The following is a 25,087-nucleotide window of genomic DNA, read 5'->3' on the forward strand; positions in this document are numbered from 1 at the left end:
ACAGCTGGTTGCCGGGGAGCGTCCCCTGTGGACACTCGAGTCGGTGTCGAGCGAGGTGAAGGGGACATTCCGGGCATGCCATGAGGGGAAAGTCCCCTTCATCCTCGGGTCTGGTTCGCGGGACCGTGTGCTTACCGCACGTCCACGAAGATCGGGTTCCCGTACAGCCACAGGTCTTCGAACGGGTTCGACTGCCCGATCACGTCGGCGCTCGGCTCGATCCCGCCGGGCACGTGCTTCTTGCCGTCGGTGCCGCGCGTGCGTACGAAGAACGGCTCACGCACGTTGCGGAAGGTGTGCCGGAAGGCCACCCGGCGCCCCGGTGCCCAACGCGGTTCGAAGGACCGCACGACCCGCGTTCCCGGGGCGGTCTGGGCGTCCCGGTCGGCGGCCGGGCCGGTCACCGGTCCCGAAACGAGGTCGAGCCGCGCGAGCCGGGGGATCGTGCCGCCGCCGTTCGGCCGGGCGGCCAGCTTCGCCGAGACGACGACCGTGACGTCGGATCCGCGCCGGACCCGCAGCCTGCCGCCCATCGTCGCCGAGCTCCAGCCGCTGTACGCGCCGAACTCCAGTTCCTGCGCGAGCCCGCCGTGCACCACCCAGACGCGTCCCGCGCGCAGGCCCTCCAACACGCCTTCGTGGCTTCGGCGTGACACGCCGACGACGGTTCGGCTGAACTCAGCGGGCGCGAAGTCCGCGTACGGAGGCAGAGTCTGCGGGACGCCGGTGTCGATCGGGTCCGGGTAGGCGCCGTGCTCGTCGTAGTACCCGTCCGGGACGCCGGGCCGGACGTGGGTGTCGCCGCGGTTGTAGTGCGAGTCGGAGTTGCTGGTGATCCACCACGGCTTTCCTTCGGCCAGGAGCGAATCCCACAGGCCGCCGACGGTCGCGGTGCTCCAGTCGAAGCCGCCGTAGGTGCGGTAGGCCGACTCCGGGAAGCCCGGCCACGAGTTCGAACCGGGAGAGTTGCCGTAACCGCCGCGCGCGCCACCACCGCTCCCGAGCGGTTTCGGAAAGCCGTCGGCCTGGGCGCCCGGCGCGCCTTCCATGCCGATGACGATCCCGGGCGCGGCGTCGCGCAGCGCGCGGAGCTCGTGCGGGGCGATCCGGCCGTTGCGCAGCGGATGGTTGATCACCACCACCGGCGCGTGGATCCGGCGGGCCCGCTCTTCGGCGGCGAGCCAGCGGATCGCCGCGACGGCCAGCGCCTCGTTGTCCGGGGTGCCCGGCTCGGTCCCGGTCAGCCGCCAGTCGAAGGCGCGCTCGAACTCACGCAGTTTCGCGGCCTGGTTCGCACCCGCCTGGAAGAACAGCGTCGCGTGCTCGGCGCCCGGCACGTTCCACTCCATGCCCTGCCACAGCAGGAGATCGGGGTGCTCGCGCTGCGCCGCCCGGATCGCGGCGTCCGTGCGCTCCACCGACGACTTCTCGTGCGCGGCGTGGCCGTGATCGGTGATCACCGCCCAGTCCGCCCCGTGACGGCGGGCGCCGTCGGCGATTCCGTCCACTGTGTACATCGCGTCGTAGGAGTACTGCGTGTGGATGTGGTGATCGCCCACCAGCCACCGGTAGCGGTCCCGGCCGAAGAGCAGGTTGACATCGATGTCGAGATCGAGGCCGAGGTCGAGGGCTTCCGCCGGGGCGGTGGCGGCGAGCGGGGCGCCCGCGGCCGCCGCGGACACGAGGCCGGCGCGCTTGAGGAATCCGCGGCGGTCGACGCCGGGTTTTTCGCTGTTCACCGGCGGCACGCTAAAGAGCCTCGCTGAACGGGCGGTGTCCGGACGGCGAATGAACCGCGCCGTGTGATGATCGTCCCTGTGGAGGAACCGGAACGGACGCCCAAGGCGCCGCGGCGGTTGCTGTGGGTGGTCGGTACCGACGCGGACATGACCGTCGTCGCCCAGGCGCCCCGGGACGATCCGAAAGCCCGCCGGGTGCTCACCGAAACCAAGACAGTGGCGTCCGAACGCTTCAAGAAGATCTTCGCGGACCGGCCGGAAATGCTGGAGCCGGCGACGCCGGACGTGCTCCCCGCGGCCGTCCCTCTCGTACCCGTGGCCGGAACCGACGTCGAAGCGTGGGCGAACGAGTTGCGGCAGCGGTTCCCCGAGGCGGAGAAGGTCGACCTACTCGATCCCGCGCGGATCGCCGCTCGGATGACGACCACGCCGCCGCCCTGCCCGCCTTCAGGAGAACGCTGACAGCCCGTCTCCCCGGGGGATGGCCGGGGAGACGAACCTTCCGGCTCGGAGACAAGGTTTCACGAAAACGCAGTCATCCGCCATGAAATCCACGAAAAACGTGAAAGGCCACCGCCTGCGATCAAGGGATCGCCGACGGTGGCCTTTCGTCGCGGCCTCAGGAGAGCGGCACGCTCGCCAAGCCCGGGGCCAGGAACGGCTTGCCGTTGACCTTCTCGGACACACCCGCCCGGTCCAGGTACGGCGTGATGCCGCCGAGCCAGAACGGCCAGCCAGCGCCGAGGATCAGGCACAGGTCGATGTCCTGCGCCTCCGCGACCACGCCCTCGTCGAGCATGATCCGGATCTCTTCGGCGATCGCCGCCAGCGCGCGGTCACGCACCTGCTCGGAGGTCGACGGCGCGTCGCCCTGCTGCCAGAGTTCGGCCACCTCGGGGTCGACGGTGGCGTTGCCCTTGTCGTCCCACTGCCAGACGCCCTTCTTGCCCGCCTTGACGAAGCGGTCGAGGTTCTCGCTGACGGTGAACCGGTCCGGGAACGCCTCGTGCAGGGTCTCCCCGACGTGCAGGGCGATCGCCGGGCCGACGAGCTGCATCAGCGTCAGCGGCGTCATCGGCAGGCCCAGCGGCTCGAGCGCCTTGTCGGCGACGTCGAACGGCGTGCCCTCGTCCACGGTCACCAGCACCTCGCCGAGGAACCGCAGCAGCAGCCGGTTGACCACGAACGCGGACGCGTCCTTGACCAGCACGCTCGACTTCTTGAGCTGCTTGCCGAGCGCGAACGCCGTCGCCAGCGTGGCGTCGTCGGTCTTCTCCGCGCGGACGATCTCGAGCAGCGGCATCACCGCGACCGGGTTGAAGAAGTGGAACCCGACCACGCGCTCCGGATGTTTGAGCTGCGACGCCATCGCGGTGATCGACAGTGACGAGGTGTTCGTCGCCAGGATCGCCTCGGGCGAGACGTACTGCTCCAGGTCGGCGAAGACCTTCTGCTTGACGCCCAGCTCCTCGAACACCGCTTCGATCACGAAGTCGGCGTCGGCGAAGGCGGACTTGTCGAGCGAGCCGGTGACGAGCGCCTTCAGCCGGTTCGCGCCGTCCGGCGAAACCCGCTTCTTGGCCAGCAGCTTGTCGATCTCACCGTGCACATAGGACACGCCCTTGTCGACGCGTTCCTGGTCGACGTCGGTGAGCACCACCGGCACCTTGAGACGACGGACGAACAGCAGCGCCATCTGGCTGGCCATCAGGCCCGCGCCGACGATGCCGACCTTGTTCACCTTGCGCGCCAGCGACTTGTCCGGCGCGCCCGCCGGCCGCTTGGCGCGCTTGTTGACCAGGTTGAACGAGTACAGCCCGGCACGCAGGGTGTCGTCCATCAGCAGTTCGGCGAGCCCGTCGGTCTCGGCCGCGTAGCCGCGGTCCAGATCGTTCTCGCGGGCCAGCTCCAGCAGCTCGACGGCCTTGGTCGCACCGGGGGAGGCGCCCTTGGTTCGCCCGTCCACAATGGCCTTGGCGCGGGCGATCGCGGCGTCCCAGCCCGCGCCGCGGTCGATCTCGCGGCGGGCGGGGGTGATCTCGCCGTTGACGACCTTCGCCAGCCACAGCAGGGACTGCTCCAGGTAGTCGGCCGAACCGAAGACCTCGTCGACGATGCCGAGCTCGGCCGCCTGCGCGACCTTGAGCATCTTGTTCTGCGCCAGGGCGTTCTCGATGATCACGGTGACCGCGGCGTCCGGCCCGATCAGGTTCGGCAGCAGCTGCGTGCCGCCCCAGCCGGGGAACAGGCCGAGGAAGACCTCGGGGAACGCGATCGCGGCGGTGTTCTCCGAAAGCGTGCGGTAGTGGCAGGAGAGCGCGAGTTCGAGCCCGCCGCCCATCACCGCGCCGTTGACGAACCCGAACGTCGGGATCTCGGATTCGGTGAGGCGCCGGAACACGTCGTGCCCGGTCTGCGCGATCTCCCGCGCCAGCGCCGGATCCGCGACCGCTTCGACACCGGAAAGGTCGGCGCCGACGGCGAAGATGAACGGCTTGCCGGTGACCGCGATCGCGGCGGGTTCCGCGGCGAAGGCGGCGTCGATCGCGGCGTCGAGTCTCACCAGGCCCTGCGGGCCGAAGGTGTTCGGCCGGGTGTGGTCGTGGCCGTTGTCCAGGGTGATCAGCGCGACCGGCTTGTCGAGCCCGGGCACCTTCACCAGCCGCGTGACCGCGTTCGTGACGACCTCGTCGGGGAAGGCGGCTTTCGCCTGTTCAGCGGTGAAAGTCATTACTTCGCCCCCTCGAAGGCCGGGTTTTCCCAGATCACAGTGCCGCCCATGCCGATACCGATGCACATGGTGGTCAGGCCGTAGCGCACGTCGGGGCGCTCGGCGAACTGACGCGAGAGCTGCGTCATCAGCCGGACACCGGACGAGGCGAGCGGGTGACCGCAGGCGATCGCGCCACCCCACTGGTTGACGCGGGGGTCGTCGTCGGCGATGCCGAAGTGGTCGAGGAACGCGAGCACCTGGACGGCGAACGCCTCGTTGATCTCGAACAGGCCGATGTCGTCGATCGACAGACCGGTGCGCTTGAACAGCTTCTCGGTGGCGGGCACCGGGCCGATACCCATGACCTCCGGCTCGACACCGGCGAAGGAGTAGCCCACGAGGCGCATGCCGATCGGCAGGCCGAGTTCGCGGGCGGTGTCCTCGTCGGCGAGCAGCGCCGCGGTGGCGCCGTCGTTGAGGCCGGCCGCGTTGCCCGCGGTGATCCGGCCGTGCGGGCGGAACGGCGTCTTCAGCCCGGCGAGCTGCTCGACGGTGGTACCGGGACGCGGCGGCTCGTCCTCGGTCGCGAGGCCCCAGCCCAGTCCATCCATGCCCCCGCCGCCGCCCTCAGCGGAGGAGCTTCGCTCCGCTGATTGAACTTTTGACCGGGTGGCGACCGGGACCAGCTCGGGGCCGATCTTGCCGGTTTTCACGGCCTCGGCGTACTTCTCCTGGCTGCGCGCGGCGAAGGCGTCGGTGCGCTGCTTGGTGATGGCCGGGAACCGGTCGTGCAGGTTCTCCGCGGTCTGGCCCATCACGAGCGCCGTCGGGTCGACCAGCTTGTCGGCGATGATGCGCGGATTCGGGTCGACGCCCTCGCCCATCGGGTGGCGGCCCATGTGCTCGACGCCGCCGGCGATGGCGATGTCGTACGCGCCGAAGCCGATCCCGCTCGCGGTGGTGGTGACCGCGGTCATCGCGCCCGCGCACATCCGGTCCAGCGCGAAGCCGGGCACCGACTTCGGCAGGCCGGCCAGCAGCGCGGCGGTGCGGCCGATGGTCAGGCCCTGGTCCCCGATCTGGGTGGTGGCGGCGATCGCCACCTCGTCGACGCGCTCGGGCGGCAGCTCGGGATGCCGCCGCAGCAGTTCACGGATGGCGTTGACGACGAGATCGTCGGCACGAGTGCCGGCGTACATACCCTTTTCGCCTGCCTTGCCGAAGGGCGTTCGCACCCCTTCGACGAAGGCGACATTGCGTACCGACCGCGCGTTCGGCGCGAGCGGTGTTGCTCCTGCGGCCACGAATGCTCCTGAAGTTGAGGTAGTCCTGACCGCACCCTAGCCCCGGTTACCCGTCGGTAACCAGGATGGTGGCCCGGTCGAGTGGGGGAAGGCACACTCCCGGGGTCACCCGCCTCGGCCGCTTGGCCGATCCGGGGGTGGTGGGGAAGTTGCTATGTTCGACGTGATCAGGGGGAGGGATCACGATGAACTCGCCGGGGCCGGCCGTCACCCGTCGTGCGCTGCTGGGGATGGCGGTCCTCGCGTCGCTGGCCGCCTGCACCCGCGGGACCCCGCCTCCGAGCCCTTCGTCTCCTCCGCCTCCGCCTTCTCCTTCCCGGCAGTTCCACGACCGGTTGATGGAGCTGGAAAAGAAGTTCGACGCCAGGCTCGGCGTGTACGCGGTCGACACCGGAGGCGGCGCCACGGTCGAGCACCGCGCCGACGAGCGCTTCGCGTTCTGCTCGACGTTCAAAGGGGTGGCGGCGGCCGCGGTCCTGCAGCGCAATCCGTTGTCGCATCTGGAAACCCGGGTCGAATACTCGCGCGACGACCTGATGAAACACGCTCCGGTCACCGGGCAGCACGTGGCCACCGGGATGACCATCCGCCAGCTGTGCGACGCCGCCATCCGGTTCAGCGACGGCACCGCGGGCAATCTGCTGCTGCGGGACCTCGGCGGCCCCGCCGCGCTGACGGCGTTCACGCGCAGCATCGGCGACACCGTCACGCGGATGGACCGGGTCGAGCCGGCCATCACCGAGGCCACCCCGGGCGACCTTCGTGACACCACGACTCCGCGCGCTTTCGCCGCCGACTACCGGGAGATCGTGCTGGGCGACACGCTGACGGCCGACAAACGGGACTTCCTGCGCGACCTCTTCCGGCGCAACACCACCGGCGCCCAGCGGATCCGGGCGGGCCTGCCGTCCGGCTGGACCGTCGCCGACAAGACCGGGACCGGCGACTACGGCACGTTGAACGACATCGCCGTCGTATGGCCGCCGGACAGGGCACCGCTCGTCGTCGCGATCATGTCCAGCAAGGCGACCAAGGACGCTCCGTACGACCAGGCGCTCCTCGCCGAGGCCGCGAAGTACGTGGCCGAAACCCTCACGTGAGGGAATCCGGGACTCGCGTGATCGAAGGCGGAACTCGCGTGTTCGGAGGAGTTCCGCCTTCGATCACGCGAGTTCCGCGTCCAAGCACGCGAGTCCCGGCCTAGTTGCCGGTGGCACTGGGAAGCAGGGCCGGGCAGCCGCTGGTCTTGTAGGCCGGGTCGTACTCGAAGTGCCATTTCTCGTTGTCGTAGCGGCGGCACCAGCCGAGCGCGCCGCCGTTCTTGTCCACCCACGCGGCCGAGTTCAGCGGCTGGATGTCGACGGCGATTCCCTTGACGTGCATGGACGTCTCCGGCTGCAGTGCCCACTTCTTGGCTTGCTCCACGGAGCCGAACCGCTCGACGGCCTTGTCGAACTCGCGCTGCTGCTGGCTCCGGCTACGCTTGCCGTCGTTCACGCAAAGCGTGATGTTCTGTGCTTTGGCCTTGGCGCGCAGGGCGTTCCACGCTTCGATCACGTCCGGGCGCATGCCGAAGGTCTCTTCGTCGACATAACGCTTGTCGACAGCGCACGTCGGGCCGGATTCGGGTCCGGGAACCTCTTCGAGGACCGCGAGCGCCTGCCCGTTCACTGCCTTGACGGCCACGCCGGTGGCTCCCAGCGTCACCATCGCGGCCCCGACGAGACCCAGTGCCACGAACACGCTGATCGCGGTCCGGCGGTGGGAGGTGGAGGTGGTCGGCACCACCCCGAAGCTACCCAGCGTCCGGCGGGGCGCCAGGGTTTGTGAGGTTGTTCCCAGAACCGCCCGGAAGGCCAACCAAATCGGAAAAGCCCTGGTGAGTCTCGGTAGGCCAGTACCGCAGGGGGTCGTGAGTGGCGATTCGGGTTCTAACCCGAATCGCCACTCACGACGTGACTCAGCGGCTCAGGTAGCCGAGCCACCCGCCGTACCCCGTGATGTCTTCGGCGCCCACCACCGCGCCAGGCTCGCAGACGAACCCGGACACCTCGCTCCCATCGGCCAGCCGCACCTTCCCGATCGCCAGCGGCGCCGGGACACCGGCGACGAACTCCCCGAAGCCCGCGAGTGGCAGGTCCCACACCTCGGCCTCGATCGCCGCGCCGCCCGAAGCGACCCGGACGAGACCGGGTTTGGGCGGGACGGTGTCCAGCGCGTGGAGCCGGTACTCGGCCGCCGTCGGTCCCGCGGAAACGAACCGGCCACCCCGCGAGGTCAGTTCGTGGTTCAGCGGCTGCCCGCGCAGATGGGCGCCGACGACGGCGATCCGCGTCCGCCGCGGCACCGAGCGGGCGACGTCGGCGAGGATCCGGTCGGCGTACGCGGCGCCGACCAGCATCACCCCGAACGGCAGCCCGCCGACCGTTCCCGCGGGAACGGCGAGCGACGACAGGCCCAGCAGGTTCGTCGAGTTCGTGAACCGGCCCAGCCGGGCGTTCACCCCCAGCGGATCTGCCTCGACTTCGGCGATCGTCGGGTGTTCCGTCGTCGTGGGCAGCAGGACGCAGTCCACAGTGGACAAAACAGCCGACGCCTCACGCTCCAAATCCCCGAGCGTCGCGAGGTCGGAGAACAACCGGTGCGCCGGGATGTCCTTCGCCGCGCCGATGATCCGCCGCACGGCCGGATCGACGGCATCCGGGTGGGCGTCGATGAACTCGCCCACCGCCGAGTACCGCTCGGCCACGAAGGCGCCCTCGTACAGCAGACGCGCCGCGGCCAGGAACGGCGATATGCCGACAGTGACCAGTTCGGCGCCCGCGTCGCGGAACTCGTGAGCCGCCGCGGAGAACGCTTCGGCCCACCCGTCCTGGAGCGGCCCCACCTCGGACGGCACGCCGATCCGGAAAGGGCGGTTCAGCACCGGTAGGTCCCGGGGCTTGCTCAGGCAGGCGAACGCCGCCGAAGCCTCATCGACCGTCCGCGCGAACACGGTCACGCAGTCGATGCTCGCGCACGCGGGCACGACACCGGTCGTCGGCAGCAGCCCCCGCGTCGGCTTCAGCCCGACGATCCCGTTGAACGCCGCCGGGACCCGGCCCGATCCGGCGGTATCCGTGCCCAGCGCGAGATCCGCGATCCCGAGCGCCACCGCGACCGCCGACCCCGAACTCGACCCGCCCGAAACGTACGCCGGATCGATCGCGTTCCGGACCGCGCCGTGCGGGCTGCGCGTCCCGACCAGCCCGGTCGCGAACTGGTCCAGATTGGTGGTGCCCAGGATCAACGCCCCGGCCGCGCGCAGCCGCGCCACCACCGGCGCGTCCTCGGCGGGCAGGTAGGCGTACTCGGGGCACGCCGCCGTCGTCGGCAGCCCGGCGACGTCGATGTTGCCCTTGACCGCGGCGAGTTTCCCGTACAGCGGCAAGGATTCCCCCGCCGCACGACGGGTTTCGAGCTTCTCCGCGTCGGCGAGGACGTCTTCCTCCGGACGCAGGTCGATCCAGATCTCGGGCCGGTCGACTCGCGCGATCCGGTGGTACGCGGCGCGCACCCGCTCCAGCACGCTCATCCCGCGCTCCTTCCCAGTACCACCAGCGGGGTGCCGGGGGCGACCTGATCGCCGGGGGAGACGAGCACCTCGACGACCTCCCCGGCGGCGGGCGCGGGGATCCGCGCCTCGGTCTTCATCGCCTCGAGGATCACCAGCGTCTCCGCCGGGCCGACCTCCTTGCCGGGCTCGACGTCCACCCGCCAGACGGTCGCGGCGAACGGTGCTTCGACGACGTACCCACCGGGCGGGGCCTCGACCTTCGTGGTCGGGACCTTGGCTCCGACGGGTTCCGGTCGCGGGTCGAATTCGCCCGCCGCCGCCCAGGCCTGCCGTTCCGCCTCGAACGCCGCGCTCTGCTTCGCCCGGAACGAGGCGATGTCATCGGCGTTGTCGGCGAGGAACCGCTCGTGGTCCGCCAGCGCGAACTCGCCGTCGGTGATGTCGAGTTCCAGTTCCCCCGCCGAACTCCGAGCCCGCAGATCCATCAGTTCCTCGGCGGTCACCGGATACCACGAGATCCGGTCGAAGAAGCGCAGCAGCCACGGCGAACCCGGCTCGAACGACCCGCGTTGCCGCCAGCCGCTCCACACCTGCACGGTCCGCCCGACGAACTGGTATCCGCCGGGGCCTTCCATGCCGTAGATGCACAGGTACGAGCCGCCGATGCCGACCGAGTTCTCCGCGGTCCAGGTCCGCGCCGGGTTGTACTTCGTGGTGACCAGCCGGTGCCGCGGGTCCAGCGGAGTGGCCACCGGCGCACCGAGATAGACGTCACCGAGGCCGAGCACCAGGTACTCCGCGTCGAACACCGTGCGATAGACATCGTCCACACTGGACAGACCGTTGACCCGCCGGATGAACTCGATGTTCCACGGGCACCACGGCGCGTCGTCGCGTACGCCGGCCATGTACCGCTCGATCGCCTCGCGCGTCGCCGGGTCGTCCCACGACAACGGCAGCCGCACGGTGCGGCTCGGTACCACGAGATCGGCGGTGCGCGGCAGATCGTGCTCCACCTCCTGCACGAGGCCGAGCAGTTTCGGCACCGGCAGCACGTCCGGATCGACGTGCACCTGCAGCGAGCGGATGCCCGGGGTCAGGTCCACGACACCGTCGAGCCCTTCCGTGGCCAGCCGATCGGCCAGCGCGTGGATCCGCATCCGCAGGGCCAGGTCGAGTTTCATCGGCCCGTACTCGATCAGCAGGTTGTCGTCGCCGCTGCGCCGGTAGGTGACCTCGGGGTTCTCGTCCGATGTGGACAGACGGCCGAGGATGCCGCCGTCGTCGATCGGCTTCCGGCTCGCCTTGACCGCCTTGGCCGGTTCGTCACGCAACGCGCCGGCGTGCTCGATGGTGATAGGCACGAACCGCACGGTGTCGCCCGGCCGCAGTTGGCCGAGTTTCCAGCGCTGCCCGGTCACCACGGTCGCCGGGCAGACGAAACCGCCGAGGCTCGGCCCGTCCGGGCCCAGCAGGATCGGCAGGTCGCCGGTGTAGTCGACGGCGCCGATCGCGTACGGCGTGTCGTGGATGTTCGACGGGTGCAGGCCCGCCTCGCCGCCGTCTTCCCGAGCCCAGCGGGGCCGGGGCCCGACGAGCCGGACGCCGGTCCGCGCGGAGTTGAAGTGCACTTCCCAGTCCGTGGCGTAGAACGTCTCGACGTCGTCCCGGGTGAAGAACTCCGGCGCCGCGTGCGGCCCCTCCGAGGCACCGATCTCCCAGTGCGTCGCGAAAACCGGCCGCTCGGCCTCGGGAACCGTTCCGGTGACGGCGTTCTCCGGTTCCGGACCGGGGGAGAGGACGTCACCGGTCGCCAGCGCGCGCCCGCCATGTCCGCCGAAGCCGCCGAGGGTGAACGTCGCCGCACTGCCCAGGAAGTCCGGCACGTCGATCCCGCCGCGGACGAGGACGTACACGCGGAGCCCGGCGGTCCCCGTGCCGACGTCGAGCACGCCGCCGACGGGGACCTCGACAGGTGTCCACTGTGGAACAGGTGAACCGTCGACGGTCACCGGCGACGGCGAGCCCGTGACGCAAACGATTGCGTCCTCGGTGAACCGCAGGGTGACACCGTCCACAGTGCACTCCAGGCCCGCCGCGCCTTCGGGATTGCCCAGCGCACGGTTGCCCAGGCGCAGTGACAGATCGTCCATCGGCCCGTTCGGCGGGACACCCACGTGCCAGAAGCCCAGCCGCCCCGGCCAGTCCTGGACGGTGGTCATCGTGCCGCCCCGCAAGACCTCGATCCGCGGCTCGGGGTCGGCGATCGTGTCCAGCGTCGCGGTGTCGTGGGTGACCTCGCGCAGCCGCTGATCAGCGGCGACCGCGCGCAGTTGGCCGAGGTTCGTGCGGACGCCGTCCACCCGGCTTTCGCCGAGCGCCTCGCCCAGCGCGGACAGCGCCTCGGCCCGGTCCGCGCCGACGGTGATCACCTTGGCGAGCAACGGGTCGTAATGCGTCGTCACGTTCGCCCCGGCCTCGACCCAGGTGTCGACCCGGACGCCTTCGGGGAAGTCGGCGCGGGTCAGCAGGCCCGCGCTCGGCCGGTGCCCGGCGGCCGGATCCTCGGCGTAGATCCGCGCTTCGACGGCGTGCCCGCGGGGCGCTGGCGTGGTGGTGAACATCCCGGTGTCGCCGTCGGCGAGCCGGAGCATCCACTCGACGAGGTCGATCCCGTACACCGCCTCGGTGACCGGATGCTCGACCTGCAGCCTCGTGTTGACTTCGAGGAACGCGGCCTCTTCGCGGTCCGGGTCGTAGATGAACTCCACCGTCCCGGCCGACCGGTAGCGCACGGAAGCGCAGAGGTCGACGGCCGACGAGACCAGTTTGTCCCGTGCCGCTTCGGGCAAGCCGGGCGCGGGGCACTCTTCGAGCACCTTCTGGTTGCGCCGCTGCAAGGTGCAGTCGCGCGTGCCGAGCGCCAGCACCGTGCCCGCGCCGTCGCCGAACACCTGGACCTCGACGTGCCGCGCGTGCGTCACGAGCCGTTCGAGGAACACTCCCGGGGTCGAAAAGCTCTTGGCCGCGATGCTCTGCACCGCTTCCCAGGCGTCGCGCAGTTCGACGGCGGACGCGCAGGCACGCATGCCGATCCCGCCGCCCCCGCCGGTGGCCTTGAGCATCACCGGATAGCCGACCTCGGCCGCCGCGGCTTCGGCGTCGGCCAGGGTGTCCAGCAACCCGGTGCCGGGCAGCATCGGGACACCGGCCTCGGCGGCCTTCGCCCGCGCGGTGTGCTTGCTGCCGAAGATCTCGAGATGGTCCGCGGTAGGACCGGCGAACCGCATCCCGGCCGCTTCCACCGCCCTGGCGAAAGCGGCGTCCTCGGACAGGAAGCCGTAGCCGGGATGGATAGTGTCCGCCCCGGTCTTCAGCGCGGCTTCGATGATGGCGTCGCCGAGGAGGTAACTCTCCCTCGCCGGCGCCGGGCCGAGCCGGACGGCTTCGTCGGAAAGCCGTACGTGCGCGGCCGTGCGGTCGGCGTCGGAGTAGACGGCGACCGTCGGAATGCCCATCTCCCTTGCGGTCCGGATGATCCGGACCGCGATTTCCCCCCGGTTGGCGACGAGCAGTTTCACACGCCACCGCCGGTGACGATCATCCGGACCGGCGTCGGATCGAAGCCGTTGCACGGGTTGTTGATCTGCGGGCAGTTCGACACCAGCACCAGGACGTCGGTTTCGGCGCGCAGCTTGACTTCGAGACCCGGCGCGGAGATGCCGTCGACGATGCCGAGCGTGCCGTCCTGTTCCACCGGCACGTTCATGTACCAGTTGACGTTGCTGACCAGATCGCGTTTGCCGAGACCCCATTTGGCGCCTTCGGTCAGGAAGTTCTCGACGCAGGCGTGCTGGTACCGCGTGTGCTGGCCGTAGCGGAGGCTGTTCGATTCCTTGCTGCAGGCGCCGCCGATCGTGTCGTGCCGTCCGCAAGTGTCCTCGACGACGGTGAGCAGCGGCGCGCCCTCACCGGTGCGCAGGACGCTGCCGGTGGTGAGGAAGATGTTGCGCTGCGCGGCGATCGTGGTGGCCGCGCTGTATCTCTTCGCCGTGTCGGCGGCGTCGTAGCAGAGGAAGTCGACGGCCTGGTTACCGCCGAGATCGATGATCGCGAGCGTCTCGCCCTCGCGGAGCACGGTGGAGTACGGCGCCCGCGCGGCGACCTCGGTGTCGGAGATGATCGTCATGCCAGGCCCCTTGCGGTGAGGTAGTCGGCGGTGTTCTCGAAGGCGCGCTGTGCCTCGGGTGACGCCGTCCATTCAGGACTGTCCGGAGTGGACGGCGCCGAGCGCTGCGCGAGGACGCGCAGCGGGGTGACCGTGTAGTCCGGCCGCGGGTCGAGCGGATGCGGCACGTTGGCGATCAGGACGACCACCGGGAGTTCCGTGCGCAGGACCACGGATTTGCCGGCGCCCGCCGAACCGGTGAAGGTCAGCCCTCCGTCGGCCTCCACGCGCACGCCTTGGAAGAAGGAGAGGCTCGGCGGCAGATCGCGCGGAGTGAGGCCGTGTTTGGCGGCGGCGAGGGTGAACAGGGCGTTCCCCGACGGCGAATCGCCCTGCGGGCTCCCGTCCCCGTAGCGCTCGGCGTTGCCGTCCACAGTGGATGTGCCGCAGAGGGCGTCGTGCTTGCCGCTCTCGTCGGTGACGACGGTCGCGAGCACCCGAGCCTGGTCCGACAGCAGGGCGATCGCCTCGCCGAGATAGGCGTTCCACTGGACCTTCACCGTGTCCGCGACGTTCAGCCGCTCCCAAGGCTGGTCCGCGTTGAACAGCAGCAGATGCGCGCAGGCGTCGCCCTCGACGTCGGTCAGCCGCAGCTCGGTGCCGCGGGCGAGGACCTTGTGGGTGTAGCCGCCGCCGGCGACTGTCTCGGCCCAGACCAGCTTCGCCGGGTCGATCCCGGGCGGCGGATCCGGCCAGGTGGACGCGGGGATGGCGGGCATCGCTTCGGCCACCGTGCCCGCTTGGGCGCGGGCGTGGTCGCGAGCGCCGTACGTGGTCGATGTCGTGCTCATGGAACCTTCCTTCAGGTCGCGGGGACGGGAACCGTGGTGAGCGCGGAGCGGCGGCGCCAGCAGAGGTAGCCGGTGAGCAGCGCGGCGCCGACGAACTCGATCGGGAACAACAGGACCCAGACGGAACCGGTGCCCGCCAGGTCGTAGATCTCGGCTCGTGGCCAAGCGATGTTGACGATCATCATCGCGCCGTACCCTACTGCCGCGATGTTGACCGGAATAGCCCATCGTCCCAGCGAGAAATGGCCGGGTTCGGCGGTGAAACGCCCTTGACGGCGCCGGATCAGCAGCGGTCCGGTCACCAGGAGATAGGCCAGGTAGACGACGACCACCGAAGTGCCGGTGATGGTGCTGAAGATGGTCGGATTCCCCAGGTTCAGCAGCAGAAGCCCGATGGCGAGCACCCCGGACAGCACGGCGGGCGCGATCGGCGTACCGGTGCGGGCGTTGACCGCGGAAAGCCTCCTGGCACCGGGGAGCGCGCCGTCGCGGGCCATCGAGTAGATCAGCCTGACGGTGCCGGTCTGGATGGTCAGGGTGCAGACGACGACCGCGATCGCGACGTCGGCGAGGAAGACCCGGCCGAGTGTGTCGCCGAAGACGGCCGTGATCACGTACGGCAGGCCTTTCCCGGCCAGCTGCCCGTCGGTCAGGCTCGGTGCCGCCATCAGCGCGGTGACGACGACGGCGAGGCCACCGACCCCGGAGATCAACAGCGCGCGAAGTACGGCGCGCGGGGCGATGCGGCGGGCGTCCTTGGTCTCTTCGGCGACGGAGGCGGCGGTGTCGAAACCGTACAGAACGTACGCGGCCATCAGTGCCGAAGCGAGAACGCCACCTGCTCCCGGGCTTTCGCCGGCAGGCTGGAGCACGACCTGCGGGCCGCGGACGGCGAACAGCGCGAGACCGATGATCAGCACGAGGACCCCGACGAGTTCGGCCCCGACCCCGATGTCGTTGATCCGCGCCATCAGCCGCACGCCGCCCGCGTTGATCGCGGTGGTGAGGACGATCAGCAGGGTGCCGAGCAGGACCGCGTTGCTGGCGCCGGTCGGGGAGGTGATCGCCGGGTCCCCGCCGACGAGCTGGAACCCGCTCCAGACCGACGGGAGGACGACCTGCAGCGCGATCGCGGCGCCGGCGAGGGCCACGACGCAGCCCACCAGCATCATCCAGCCGGCGAGCCACCCCGCGAATCCGGGGGAGAGGTGTTTCGCCCACTGGTAAACCGATCCGGCCAGCGGAAATCGGGCGGCGAGTTCGGCGAAGTTGAGCGCGACGAGCAATTGCCCGGCGATCACCAGCGGCCATGTCCAGAAGAAGAGCGTGTCGCCGAAGGAATAACCGAAGGCGAACAGCTGGAACACCGTGGTCAGGATGGAAACGAAGGAGAACCCCGCGGCGAAGGCGGAGAAACCGCCCAGTGTCCGGCGAAGTTCTTGGCGGTACCCGAAGGCGGAAAGGTCCTCGGAAGGCATTGCGGAGGCTCCTGTCTCAAGGGCCGGATTTCGATCGGCTGACCGAAATTAAGCGCGTGCGGGATCCTTCCGATCTCCGCCGGGTAAGCGCGGTGTTAACAGATACCGGATTCGGTAACCTGGGCCGACCGCCGGACGTAACAAAGATCTTCGCGGAGAAATGGCAGGATCGGATAGATGACGAAAACGACCGGGGTGGGCAGGCCGAGAGCCAGCGGCGCCGCCGCGAGCAAACGGGAGGCGCGGTTCGCCGTCTTGGACGCGGCGGGGGAGCTGTTCACCGGCGCCGGGTACGCGGCGACGACCACGCGGGCCATCGCCGAACGCGCCGGACTGCGCCAGGCGTCGCTCTACTACCACTTTCCGTCCAAAGAGGACATTCTCGCGGCGCTGCTGGAGGACACCGTCCGGCCGTCACTGGACGTCGCGGGCGGTCTTTCGGCCAAGCTCGCGCCGATCGGCGCGCGGCTGTGGGCGCTGGCCTACGCGGACATCCACTTGCTCGGCAGCGCGCGGCACAACCTGGGCGCCCTGTACTTGCTGCCGGAGATCTCGTCGCCGCGGCTGGCGCGATTCCGGGCCGAGCGGGCGGAGCTCAAACGCGTTTACGGCTCGCTCGTCGCGGCGGCCGGCGTCGCCGGAGACCTTCGCGGCATCCGGACCGATCTCGTGTTCGGGCTCGTCGAGAGCATCGCGATCGTCCGGCGTGACCAGCCGGACGTGGACGTCGAGGCGCACGCCGTCGAAGGGGCCGACGGCGTGCTGAGGCTCGCCGGTCTCGGGGAACCGGACGCCGCGCTGCGCGGAGCCGCGCGGGCGCTGCTGGAGGGCTGAAGCCGGGTCAGGCGGGGGTGGCGTGGAGCGCCTTGCTCAGCACCGCCACCGTCAGCTCGACCTGCCAAGGCCGGGCACCGCCGTCGCGGAGGACCTGGGCGACCGAGTCCTCGCTCAGGTCCGCGGGCGGACGCCAGCAGGTGCGCCGCACCAGCTCCGGCAGCAGCAGGTTCTCCACCGGGAGCCGCCGGTCCTCCGCGATCGCGGACAGCGCCGCGCGGGCCGCCGAAAGCCGGGCGGCGGCGTCGGGATCCTTGTCCGACCACCGGTTCACCGGCGGCGGTCCGTCGGTCTGCTGCGCGGGGGTCGGCAGCTCGTCGGCGGGGAGCGCGCGGGCGGCCTGCAGATGCCGCAGCCAGCTCGCGGTGTACTTGCGCTGGACCCGGCCGCTGAACACCGGCAGCGCCTGCAGCTGGTCGACGGTCTTCGGGTCCGCTGTGACGGCGTTGATGATCGCGCTGTCGGGCAGGATCCGGCTCGGCGCGCGGTCGCGTTTGCGGGCGAGTTCGTCCCGCGCCTGCCACAGTTCGCGCACGGCGGCGAGGCCGCGGGCGTTGCGGATCTTGTGCACGCCGGACGTCCGGCGCCACGGCTCGGCCCGAGGGGCCGGCGGCGGCGCGGTGCGGACGGCCTCGAATTCCTGCTGGGCCCATTCGAGCTTGCCCTGGTCGGCCAAGTCGGCTTCGAGCTTCTCTCTCAGCTCGAGGAGCAGCTCGACGTCGAGTGCGGCGTAGTTCAGCCAATCGACGGGAAGCGGGCGCTTCGACCAGTCGGCGGCGCTGTGGCCCTTCTCCAGCTGGTAGCCGAGGAGGAGTTCGACGAGGGTGCCGAGGGCGACGCGTTCGTACCCGGCGAGCCGTCCGGCGAGTTCGGTGTCGAAGAGGCTCTTCGGGTGCAGGTCGAGTTCGGCGAGGCACGGCAGGTCCTGAGAGGCCGCGTGCAGCACCCATTCGGCGTTGTTGAGCACTTCCGCGAGGGGTTCGAGCTGCCCTTCGAGCGGAATGGGGTCGATGAGGAAGGAACCGGCACCTTCACGGCGCAGCTGCACGAGGTAGGCCTTCGGCCAGTATCGGTAGCCGGACGCGCGTTCGGTGTCCACGGCGATGGCCCCGCTGCCGCCCGCGATCTTCGCGCAGGCTTCGACGAGGGCGGTCGCGTCGGCGATCACCGGTGGAGTGCCCTCGGCGGGCTCGCGCAGGAGGACCGGTCCACCGGTGTCGTCGGTGCCGGTCTTCGGGTCCGTCTGCGGTTCTCCGGGTCGGTCGCCTTCCATAGGTGAAGACCCTACGGGACGAGCGGGCCGCGCCTGGTCCGCCCGCCCCGCAGGGCTGTTCGCCTTTGTCAGCGGATCACGCCGGCACGCATGGCCAGTGCCACCATCTGAGCCCGGTCACCCGTGCCGAGCTTGCGCCCGATGCGGGAGAGGTGAGACTTCACCGTGAGAGCGGAGAGGCTGAGTTCCTCGCCGATCTCCTTGTTGCTCTGGCCGTCGGCCACGAGCTGCAGCACCTCGACCTCGCGCGCCGAAAGCTCGCGCGGGGTGTTGTCGGTGCCGGCGACCCGGGTGCCGGTGGCCAGGACCGGTGCGACGCTCGGGTCCGCGTAGACGCCGCCCTCGAGCACCCTGCGGACGCCGTCGGTCACTACGACCGGCGATGCCGACTTGAGCAGGTATGCCTGGGCGCCGGCCTGGAACGCCGACCTGACCGCGTACGGGTCGTCTGATGAAGCGAGCACCACTACTCGAGGCCAGCCGTGGCTACGGAGTTCCGTAACCAGCTCGATGCCGCTGCCATCCGGCAGTCCGAGATCGAGGATCGCCAGGTCACAAGGCCCGGTGGCCTGTGCTCGCGCCCTCGCCTCGGCCACCGTGGCGGCCTCGTGGACGGTGCCCGCACCCATCTGTGCGAGTCTTGCTGAGATTGCCTCCCTCAACAGCGGGTGGTCATCGACCACCAACACGGAAAAAAGCTCTTCCCGCGGGTGCGGAACCATGCTCGCCGGCAATGAACCGGCTGGCGTGGATCGGACGGCCTGAGAAATGCCGACGGTAGCCACGTCACTACCTCCCTGGAGTCGGTCGTGCCCCCCGACCGGCACCGGGACTTTCGGCCGTTTAGCCGCGCCAGCTTTAGACCGAAAGTGGTGTCGTCGATGGCACTGTAGCCGCCCTGAGGCCTTCGCGGGGGGATCGAATGGGTATCTATCTCAAACGAGTAGTCACTCAGGGAGTTCGTCGTAACACGATCGGGCTAGTACACAGCCGGTGGCTAACACATCGCCGAAAGAACACGATGGACTTGAGTTACCGGGGCTCGACCGACTGTGCAGATGGGCCGTGCACTTGCCGGTGCCTCTGCCAGGGCGCCTCGGCGGGCGGTGCGGCGGGGGCCGGAAACCGCCTCCGGCATGGGGCTTGATCAACTTCGCGGAGCACCATGATCGCTTCGCTCGGTGACGATGATGGTAACGCTCCGGAAGCGTCTCGGGGTGCTCGCGATCGGTTTTGATCTTGTTGCGGACGGTGACGGCCGGGTTAGCACGAACGGGGTGGTCTAGACCTCTGAGTGACCGGCTCCGCGCTGGTCGGAGCTGGTCCAGTCCAGATGGCCCCGAAGCGCGGCTTGGTGGCGTACAGACGCTCTGAGGGGCCCGCAGGCGGAGCAGTCGAGGCGTCCTCGCGCGCTTCGCGCGGCTCCGCGGGCGTCGCGGCTGTCCGTGAAGGCCTCCTTGCCTACCTTGAGGGTAGTGAAGGAGGCCTTCACGGATCCACGGGTGGAAGCAAGGGACCTTTAGTACCGCTAGCTTTCCTAGCGCCGCTAGGTGGCCGGAAATTGCAAAATAACCCAAATGCTATGTCTCGATTGCTGGGATCCGGCGTGTCGGGACCGGTGCCGAGGGTGTCGCAAGTCCGTGAAGGCCTCCTTGAGGGACTCTGGATCCCTCAAGGAGGCCTTCACGGACTTGCCGCCGGGTTCGGGAGCACCGGCGCGACGGGGGCTCCTGGGTGATCCGGGGCGTTCTGGAGAGCCCTCTCGCGGGTCCTGCGGCGTGTCTTGCCTGATATCAGGAGGTCCCAGTGCATGAAGGCCCCTTCCTGTACTTAGGCGCAAGGAAGAGGTCCGTCTAGTACTGAGGAAGGGATGAAGTCCGAGTTTCCTCGGCTGAGCCGAGGGAAGGGGGCCTTCACGCGCTGTCGTTGTGGCTGGTGGTGCTACTAAGCCCCGGCCTCTAACGATCCGAGCGCGGCGCCCGCGCGAAGCGGCTCAGGAGGACTGACGCTGCTCGAAGAGGGTCACGCCGACCGGCGGCAGCCCCACGACGCTCGCCATCACCTGGCAGAACGCCTGCCCGTGCGGCCGCAGTGCCGCGTCCGTCGGCGTCCAGGACGCCCGGAGTTCCAGATCGTCGGTGCGCGCGGGCCCGGAAATGTCGCCGAAGCGGGCCGACGACGTCTCGGTGACGGTGCCGCCCAGCGCCGTCCACTCCGCGCCGGAGGTCTCCAGCGCGTCGGTCAGCCACGACCAGCCCACCGCGGGCAGGAAGGGATCGGTCGCCAGTTCCCGGTCGAGTTCCGCGCGCACGTACATGACCAGCCGCAGGACCCCGTCCCAGCCTTCCTGGCCCTCCGGATCGTGCAGCAGCACCAGCCGTCCCGACGCCAGCACGTCCGCCGGCCCTTCCACTTCGCAGCTCACCGCGTAGGACCACGGCGCCAGCCGCTGCGGCGGGCGCATCGTCTCCAGCTGCACTTCGGGGCGGGGCCGGACCGATTGCAACGCCGCGACGGCTTCACGGAAGAGATCGGGTGCTGACGTCATCGCGGTCACCAACCGACTGTAAGACGCGATCGTCCGGTTCGGGGCGCAGGCGCGCCGAGAGTAAGGCCTCCGAGCGCCCATGGCACCATGAACCGTGATGTCTCCTTCAGTCGCTTCTCCCGCGCAGACCGTCCCAGTGGCCCGTCGCGCCCTGCCCGGTGCGCCGTTCCTGGCCGCCGCGCGCGGCGAACGCCCGGCCCATACCCCCGTGTGGTTCATGCGCCAGGCAGGCCGGTCGCTGCCCGAGTACCGGGCGCTGCGTGAGGGCACCTCGATGTTCGACGCCTGCTTCGACCCCGAGATGCTCGCCGAGATCACGCTCCAGCCGATCCGCCGCCATGGCGTCGACGCGGCCATCCTCTTCAGCGACATCGTCGTCCCGCTCAAGGCGGCGGGCCTCGACATCGACATCGTCGCGGGCACCGGCCCGGTCGTCGCCGAGCCGATCCGCGACGCCGCGGGTGTGCGGGCGCTGCCGGTGCTGGAACCGGAGCAGGTGGAGCGGGTCGCCGAAGGGGTCCGGCTGCTGGTCGGGTCGCTGGGCGAGACGCCGCTGATCGGGTTCGCGGGCGCGCCGTTCACCCTGGCGTCCTACCTCATCGAGGGCGGGCCGAGCCGCAACCACGAGCACACCAAGGCGCTCATGCACTCCGAGCCGGAGCTGTGGCACGAGCTGGCCGGGCGTCTCGCGGACATGGCGATCACCTTCCTCTCCGCGCAGCTCGACGCCGGGGCCGACGCGATCCAGCTGTTCGACTCGTGGGCGGGCGCGCTCTCGGAGCGGGACTACCGCGAGTTCGTCCTGCCGCATTCGGCGAAGGTCCTGTCCGCGGTCGCGGGCTACGGCGTACCCCGGATCCACTTCGGCGTCGGCACCGGCGAGCTGCTGGTGGCCATGCGCGACGCGGGTGCCGACGTGGTCGGCGTCGACTGGCGGATCCCGCTCGACGAAGCGGTCCGGCGGCTCGGCGGCGGTGTGGTCCAGGGCAACCTCGACCCGGCGCTGCTGCACGCGTCGTGGCCGGTGCTCGAAGCCGAGGTCCGGCGCATCCACGCCGAGGGCCGCGCGGCCGACGGCCACATCTTCAACCTCGGCCACGGCGTGCTGCCCGGCGTCGACCCGGACGTGCTGACGCGCGTGGTCGGGCTGGTGCACGAGCTTCAATGAGCACCATCGCCGTCGTCGGTGGCGGTATCTCGGGACTGACCGCGGCGTACCGGCTGCGGACGCTGCTCGGTGAAGACGCCCGGATCGTCGTCTTCGAGGCGACGGAGTCGCTCGGCGGGAAGCTCCGCACGGTGGAACTCGCCGGTGAGCGCTACGACGTCGGAGCGGAGGCCTTCCTCGCCCGCCGCCCCGAAGCGCTCGCCCTGGTCCGCGAGGTCGGGCTGGGCGAAAGCCTCGTCCATCCCACCAAGGCCCGCGCCAAGATCCACGCCGGCGGCTCCGTGCTCGGTCTGCCGCCGGGCACGGTCATGGGTGTTCCGGCCTCGGCCGACGCGGTCGCGGGGGTGCTGTCGGAGAAGGGGCGCGCCCTGGTCGAGGCCGAGGCGTCGCTGTCTCCGCTGGAACTGCCCGCCGGTGACGTGCCGCTCGGCCCGTTGCTGCGCGAGCGGTTCGGCGACGAACTCGTGGACCGGCTCGTCGACCCGCTGCTCGGCGGGGTCTACGCCGGGGGAGCGGACGGGCTCGGCCTGCGCGCGACCATGCCCGGTCTCGCGTCCGCGATCGATCGCGGCGCGCGCTCGCTCACCGAAGGCGCCGCCTCGCTCATGCCCGCCTCACCGAGTACGGCGCCGGTCTTCGGCACCCTGCTGGGCGGCCTCGGAACGCTGATCGTGCGGCTCGCGGAGCTGGCCCGCGCCGAGGTCCGCACCGGAACCACCGTGACGGCGCTCGAGCGCACCGCCGACGGCTGGAGGGTCGATGACCTCGACGCCGACGCCGTCCTTCTCGCCGTCCCGGCGCCTTCGGCGCGGCGGCTGCTCGACGGTGTCGCAGGAGTGGCCTCGTCGGTGTTCGCCAAGGTCGAACTCGCGTCGATGGCGGTGGTCGCGCTCGCGCTCCCGCCGGGAACCGCGCTGCCGGAGTCGTCCGGGGTCCTGATCGGCGCCGGGGAGCGGGACGCTGCCGAAAGGCCGTTCGCCGCCAAGGCGTTCACCTTCTCCTCCCGCAAGTGGGCGCAGTACGGCGAAGGCCCGGTGCTGGTGCGTGGCTCGGTCGGCCGCTTCGGCGAACCGGGCGCGCTGCACGCCGACGACGACGAACTCGTGCGCGTGATCCGTGACGACCTGGCCCGGCTGACCGGTGTCACCGCCGAGCCGATCGACACCCTCGTGACCCGATGGGGCGGCGGGCTCCCGCAGTACGGCACCGGGCACCTCGTACGCGTCGAGCGGATCGAACGTGCCGTCGCCGGCGTCCCTGGCCTCGCCGTGGCGGGCGCGACGCTGCACGGCGTCGGGATCCCGGCCTGCATCGCCACCGCCGACGCGGCCGCCCGCCGCATCGCCGGGATCACACCGACCCACGAGGGCTCTTGAGCACCGGCAGTGCCAAGATGGCGGTATGGCGCGGCTGAACTACAACGAGCTCAATGACACCATCCGCTACACCGCCTGGTCGGTCTTCCGGGCCGAGCAGGGCAAGCTCGGCGAAGACCGCGCGAAGGCGACCGCGGAGACCACCGAGTACCTCGACGCGCTGGAGACGAAGGGCGTCGTCGTCCGCGGTGTCTACGACCTTTCGGGGCTGCGCGCCGACGCCGACTACATGATCTGGTGGCACGCCGAGGAGATCGAGCAGGTCCAGGCGGCGTACAGCGGCTTCCGGCACACGCCGCTCGGCCGCGCGTCGGCGCCGGTGTGGAGCCAGGTCGCGCTGCACCGCCCGGCGGAGTTCAACAAGAGCCACATCCCGGCGTTCCTCGCCGGCGAAGAGGCCCGCAAGTTCATCTGCGTCTACCCGTTCGTGCGCTCCTACGAGTGGTACCTGCTGCCGGACGACGAGCGCCGCAAGATGCTCGCCGACCACGGCAAGGAGGCCCGCGACTACCCGGACGTCCGCGCCAACACGGTCGCGTCGTTCGCACTGGGCGACTACGAGTGGATCCTCGCCTTCGAGGCCGACGAGTTGCACCGCATCGTCGACCTGATGCGGCATCTGCGCGGCACCGAGGCGCGGCTCCACGTGCGCGAGGAGATCCCGTTCTACACCGGGACGAAGGTGGCCCCCGCCGAGCTGATCGCCCTGCTGCCCTAGTGGACACCCGCGTCTGGACCACGCTCACCGGCGACACCCTCGCCGAAGACGCCGTCGAGATCACCGGCCCCGAGTCGGTGCTGCCCGGCACCTTCCGGGTCGAGGAGGCGGCGGCGACGAGTATCGCCGCGGCGACGCTGGCCGCCGGGGAACTGTTGCGGCTGCGGGGAATCGAGCCGGGCAAGGTCTCGGTCGACACCCGGCACGCCGCCGCGTCGTTCCACAGTGAGCAGTACATCCGCGTCGACGGGGAACCGGTGCCGTTCAGCGCGCCGCTGTCCGGCGACTACCGGGCGAACGACGGCTGGGTGCGGCTGCACTGCAACTACCCGCGTCACGTCTCCGCCGTGTGCTGGGGCCTGGGCGTGCCCGCGACCCGGGCGGCGTTCGAGAAGGTCGTCGCGGCCAAGTCGAAGTACGAGGTCGAGTCGGCGGTGATCGGCGCCGGCGGCGCGGCCGCCGTGCTGCGCTCTCGCGACGAGTGGCTGGCGCACAAGCAAGGGCAGGCGGCGTCGGCGCTGCCGGTCGCCGAGATCCGGCCGCTCGGACCGTCGGAACCGGTGCGGCTGTTCGAGTCCGACCGGCCGCTGGGCGGGGTGCGGATCCTGGACCTGACCCACGTCATCGCCGGACCGGTCGCGGGCCGCGTGCTCGCCGCGCACGGCGCCACCGTCATGCACATCGGGTCGGCCCAGCTGCCGACCGTGCCGCCGCTGGCCGTCGACACCGGGATGGGCAAGCTCTCGGCGTACGTCGACCTGGAGACCGAAGCCGGGCGCTCGCGGCTGCGCAAGCTGATCGCCCGCGCGGACGTCGTTCTGCAGGGTTTCCGGCCGGGATCGCTGGTGGCCAAGGGTTTCTCGCCGGAAGCGATCGCCGAGCTCCGGCCGGGCATCGTCGTCGCGGACCTGTCGGCCTACGGCTGGGAAGGGCCTTGGGCGCGCAGGCGCGGGTTCGACAGCCTGGTGCAGATGGCGTCGGGGATCGCCGACGAGGGCGGCAAGACGGCCGGGCTCGACGGCCCGGGACCGCTTCCGGTGCAGGCGCTCGACCACGCGACCGGCTGGCTCACCGCGGCGGCGATCATGACCGCCGTCCGCCGTGCGGCCACCGAGGGGGGCAGCCGGCATGTCCGGACCTCGCTCGCCGGGACCGGGGAGTGGCTGAACTCTTTGGGGCGCAAGGAATCCGGGCCCACCGGCTTCGACGGCGGCGAATGGCTCGAAGAGGTCGACAGCCAGCTCGGCCGGGTCACCAGGGTCAAGATGGCGGGCACGCTGCCGGGCTCGAATCCACAGTGGACGGAAGCGACGCACGTGCCCGGAAGCGACCGCCCGGTCTGGTGAAACCCGCATTCAGAG

General features: G+C 70.4%; 19 protein-coding genes. 7 read left to right on the forward strand and 12 right to left on the reverse strand.

Annotated features, from left to right (window positions below; genetic code table 11):
- Window positions 1-131 precede the first annotated feature (131 nt).
- Window positions 132-1,739, reverse strand: coding sequence for a CehA/McbA family metallohydrolase domain-containing protein (locus AC069H_RS22910; protein WP_478233758.1), 1,608 nt, complete (start codon window positions 1,737-1,739; stop codon window positions 132-134).
- A gap of 78 nt (window positions 1,740-1,817) precedes the next feature.
- On the opposite strand from AC069H_RS22910, the gene AC069H_RS22915 reads away from it, so the two are divergent.
- On the forward strand, window positions 1,818-2,201 hold the full coding sequence (locus AC069H_RS22915) for a hypothetical protein (RefSeq protein WP_478227845.1): 384 nt from the start codon (window positions 1,818-1,820) through the stop codon (window positions 2,199-2,201).
- Between the two features lie 157 nt (window positions 2,202-2,358).
- Here AC069H_RS22915 and AC069H_RS22920 read toward each other — a convergent pair whose 3' ends face one another.
- Complete coding sequence (locus tag AC069H_RS22920) at window positions 2,359-4,470, reverse strand: 3-hydroxyacyl-CoA dehydrogenase NAD-binding domain-containing protein (RefSeq protein ID WP_478233759.1); 2,112 nt, start codon at window positions 4,468-4,470, stop codon at window positions 2,359-2,361.
- Complete coding sequence (locus AC069H_RS22925; protein ID WP_478227847.1) at window positions 4,470-5,756, reverse strand: thiolase family protein; 1,287 nt, start codon at window positions 5,754-5,756, stop codon at window positions 4,470-4,472. The genes AC069H_RS22920 and AC069H_RS22925 overlap by 1 nt, the downstream gene beginning before the upstream one ends.
- 185 nt (window positions 5,757-5,941) lie before the next feature.
- Here AC069H_RS22925 and bla point away from each other — a divergent pair, with 185 nt between their 5' ends.
- Window positions 5,942-6,856 carry a class A beta-lactamase gene (gene bla / locus AC069H_RS22930; RefSeq protein WP_478227848.1) on the forward strand — a complete coding sequence of 305 codons (915 nt, stop codon included), beginning with the start codon at window positions 5,942-5,944 and terminating at the stop codon, window positions 6,854-6,856.
- A gap of 100 nt (window positions 6,857-6,956) precedes the next feature.
- Here bla and AC069H_RS22935 read toward each other — a convergent pair whose 3' ends face one another.
- The 6 genes from AC069H_RS22935 to AC069H_RS22960 form a co-directional block, all read right to left on the reverse strand.
- The gene (locus tag AC069H_RS22935; protein ID WP_478227849.1) at window positions 6,957-7,544 is read right to left on the reverse strand and encodes a D-alanyl-D-alanine carboxypeptidase family protein; all 588 of its coding nucleotides are present in this window, start codon (window positions 7,542-7,544) and stop codon (window positions 6,957-6,959) included.
- 172 nt (window positions 7,545-7,716) lie between these two features.
- The gene (gene atzF, locus AC069H_RS22940) at window positions 7,717-9,330 is read right to left on the reverse strand and encodes an allophanate hydrolase (protein WP_478233760.1); all 1,614 of its coding nucleotides are present in this window, start codon (window positions 9,328-9,330) and stop codon (window positions 7,717-7,719) included.
- Window positions 9,327-12,893 (reverse strand): urea carboxylase, encoded by a 3,567-nt coding sequence (gene uca / locus AC069H_RS22945; protein WP_478233761.1) that lies wholly within the window; start codon window positions 12,891-12,893, stop codon window positions 9,327-9,329. Before uca ends, atzF begins: the two co-directional genes overlap by 4 nt.
- A complete protein-coding gene (locus tag AC069H_RS22950; protein WP_478227852.1) occupies window positions 12,890-13,501 on the reverse strand; it encodes an urea amidolyase associated protein UAAP2 in 612 nt (203 codons plus the stop codon). Before AC069H_RS22950 ends, uca begins: the two co-directional genes overlap by 4 nt.
- Entirely contained in the window at window positions 13,498-14,331 is an 834-nt protein-coding gene (locus AC069H_RS22955) for an urea amidolyase associated protein UAAP1 (protein ID WP_478227853.1), read from the reverse strand. Before AC069H_RS22955 ends, AC069H_RS22950 begins: the two co-directional genes overlap by 4 nt.
- Before the next feature lie 11 nt (window positions 14,332-14,342).
- Window positions 14,343-15,809, reverse strand: coding sequence for an amino acid permease (locus AC069H_RS22960; protein ID WP_478233762.1), 1,467 nt, complete (start codon window positions 15,807-15,809; stop codon window positions 14,343-14,345).
- 177 nt (window positions 15,810-15,986) lie between these two features.
- On the opposite strand from AC069H_RS22960, the gene AC069H_RS22965 reads away from it, so the two are divergent.
- Complete coding sequence (locus AC069H_RS22965) at window positions 15,987-16,643, forward strand: TetR/AcrR family transcriptional regulator (RefSeq protein WP_478227855.1); 657 nt, start codon at window positions 15,987-15,989, stop codon at window positions 16,641-16,643.
- A 7-nt stretch (window positions 16,644-16,650) separates the two neighbouring features.
- Here AC069H_RS22965 and AC069H_RS22970 read toward each other — a convergent pair whose 3' ends face one another.
- The 3 genes from AC069H_RS22970 to AC069H_RS22980 all read right to left on the reverse strand — a co-directional run bounded on the left by AC069H_RS22970 (window position 16,651) and on the right by AC069H_RS22980 (window position 20,473).
- A complete protein-coding gene (locus tag AC069H_RS22970; protein WP_478233763.1) occupies window positions 16,651-17,916 on the reverse strand; it encodes an HRDC domain-containing protein in 1,266 nt (421 codons plus the stop codon).
- A 68-nt stretch (window positions 17,917-17,984) separates the two neighbouring features.
- Window positions 17,985-18,701 (reverse strand): response regulator transcription factor, encoded by a 717-nt coding sequence (locus AC069H_RS22975; RefSeq protein ID WP_034318331.1) that lies wholly within the window; start codon window positions 18,699-18,701, stop codon window positions 17,985-17,987.
- A gap of 1,208 nt (window positions 18,702-19,909) precedes the next feature.
- Complete coding sequence (locus tag AC069H_RS22980; protein ID WP_478227857.1) at window positions 19,910-20,473, reverse strand: DUF3000 domain-containing protein; 564 nt, start codon at window positions 20,471-20,473, stop codon at window positions 19,910-19,912.
- Between the two features lie 88 nt (window positions 20,474-20,561).
- On the opposite strand from AC069H_RS22980, the gene hemE reads away from it, so the two are divergent.
- From hemE to AC069H_RS23000, 4 genes are read left to right on the forward strand one after another with little or no spacing between them, the layout of a single operon-like run.
- Window positions 20,562-21,632, forward strand: a complete 1,071-nt coding sequence (gene hemE, locus AC069H_RS22985; RefSeq protein WP_478233764.1) for a uroporphyrinogen decarboxylase — start codon at window positions 20,562-20,564, stop codon at window positions 21,630-21,632.
- Window positions 21,629-23,008, forward strand: a complete 1,380-nt coding sequence (gene hemG, locus AC069H_RS22990; protein ID WP_478233765.1) for a protoporphyrinogen oxidase — start codon at window positions 21,629-21,631, stop codon at window positions 23,006-23,008. Before hemE ends, hemG begins: the two co-directional genes overlap by 4 nt.
- A 25-nt stretch (window positions 23,009-23,033) precedes the next feature.
- Entirely contained in the window at window positions 23,034-23,726 is a 693-nt protein-coding gene (hemQ, locus tag AC069H_RS22995; protein ID WP_478233766.1) for a hydrogen peroxide-dependent heme synthase, read from the forward strand.
- Window positions 23,726-25,072, forward strand: a complete 1,347-nt coding sequence (locus AC069H_RS23000) for a CoA transferase (RefSeq protein ID WP_478233767.1) — start codon at window positions 23,726-23,728, stop codon at window positions 25,070-25,072. The genes hemQ and AC069H_RS23000 overlap by 1 nt, the downstream gene beginning before the upstream one ends.
- The last annotated feature ends 15 nt before the right edge of the window (window positions 25,073-25,087 follow it).

This window comes from Amycolatopsis sp. NPDC043887, from assembly GCF_056435665.1.

Excerpts from the sequence above, each read along its gene's own strand:
- AC069H_RS22920 (WP_478233759.1), bottom strand. The coding sequence starts at position 4,470 with ATGACTTTCACCGCTGAACAGGCGAAAGCCGCCTTCCCCGACGAGGTC.
- bla (WP_478227848.1), top strand. The coding sequence starts at position 5,942 with ATGAACTCGCCGGGGCCGGCCGTCACCCGTCGTGCGCTGCTGGGGATG.
- atzF (WP_478233760.1), bottom strand. The coding sequence starts at position 9,330 with ATGAGCGTGCTGGAGCGGGTGCGCGCCGCGTACCACCGGATCGCGCGA.
- AC069H_RS22950 (WP_478227852.1), bottom strand. The coding sequence starts at position 13,501 with ATGACGATCATCTCCGACACCGAGGTCGCCGCGCGGGCGCCGTACTCC.
- AC069H_RS22955 (WP_478227853.1), bottom strand. The coding sequence starts at position 14,331 with ATGAGCACGACATCGACCACGTACGGCGCTCGCGACCACGCCCGCGCC.
- AC069H_RS22960 (WP_478233762.1), bottom strand. The coding sequence starts at position 15,809 with ATGCCTTCCGAGGACCTTTCCGCCTTCGGGTACCGCCAAGAACTTCGC.
- AC069H_RS22965 (WP_478227855.1), top strand. The coding sequence starts at position 15,987 with ATGACGAAAACGACCGGGGTGGGCAGGCCGAGAGCCAGCGGCGCCGCC.
- AC069H_RS22970 (WP_478233763.1), bottom strand. The coding sequence starts at position 17,916 with ATGGAAGGCGACCGACCCGGAGAACCGCAGACGGACCCGAAGACCGGC.
- hemE (WP_478233764.1), top strand. The coding sequence starts at position 20,562 with ATGTCTCCTTCAGTCGCTTCTCCCGCGCAGACCGTCCCAGTGGCCCGT.
- hemG (WP_478233765.1), top strand. The coding sequence starts at position 21,629 with ATGAGCACCATCGCCGTCGTCGGTGGCGGTATCTCGGGACTGACCGCG.
- hemQ (WP_478233766.1), top strand. The coding sequence starts at position 23,034 with ATGGCGCGGCTGAACTACAACGAGCTCAATGACACCATCCGCTACACC.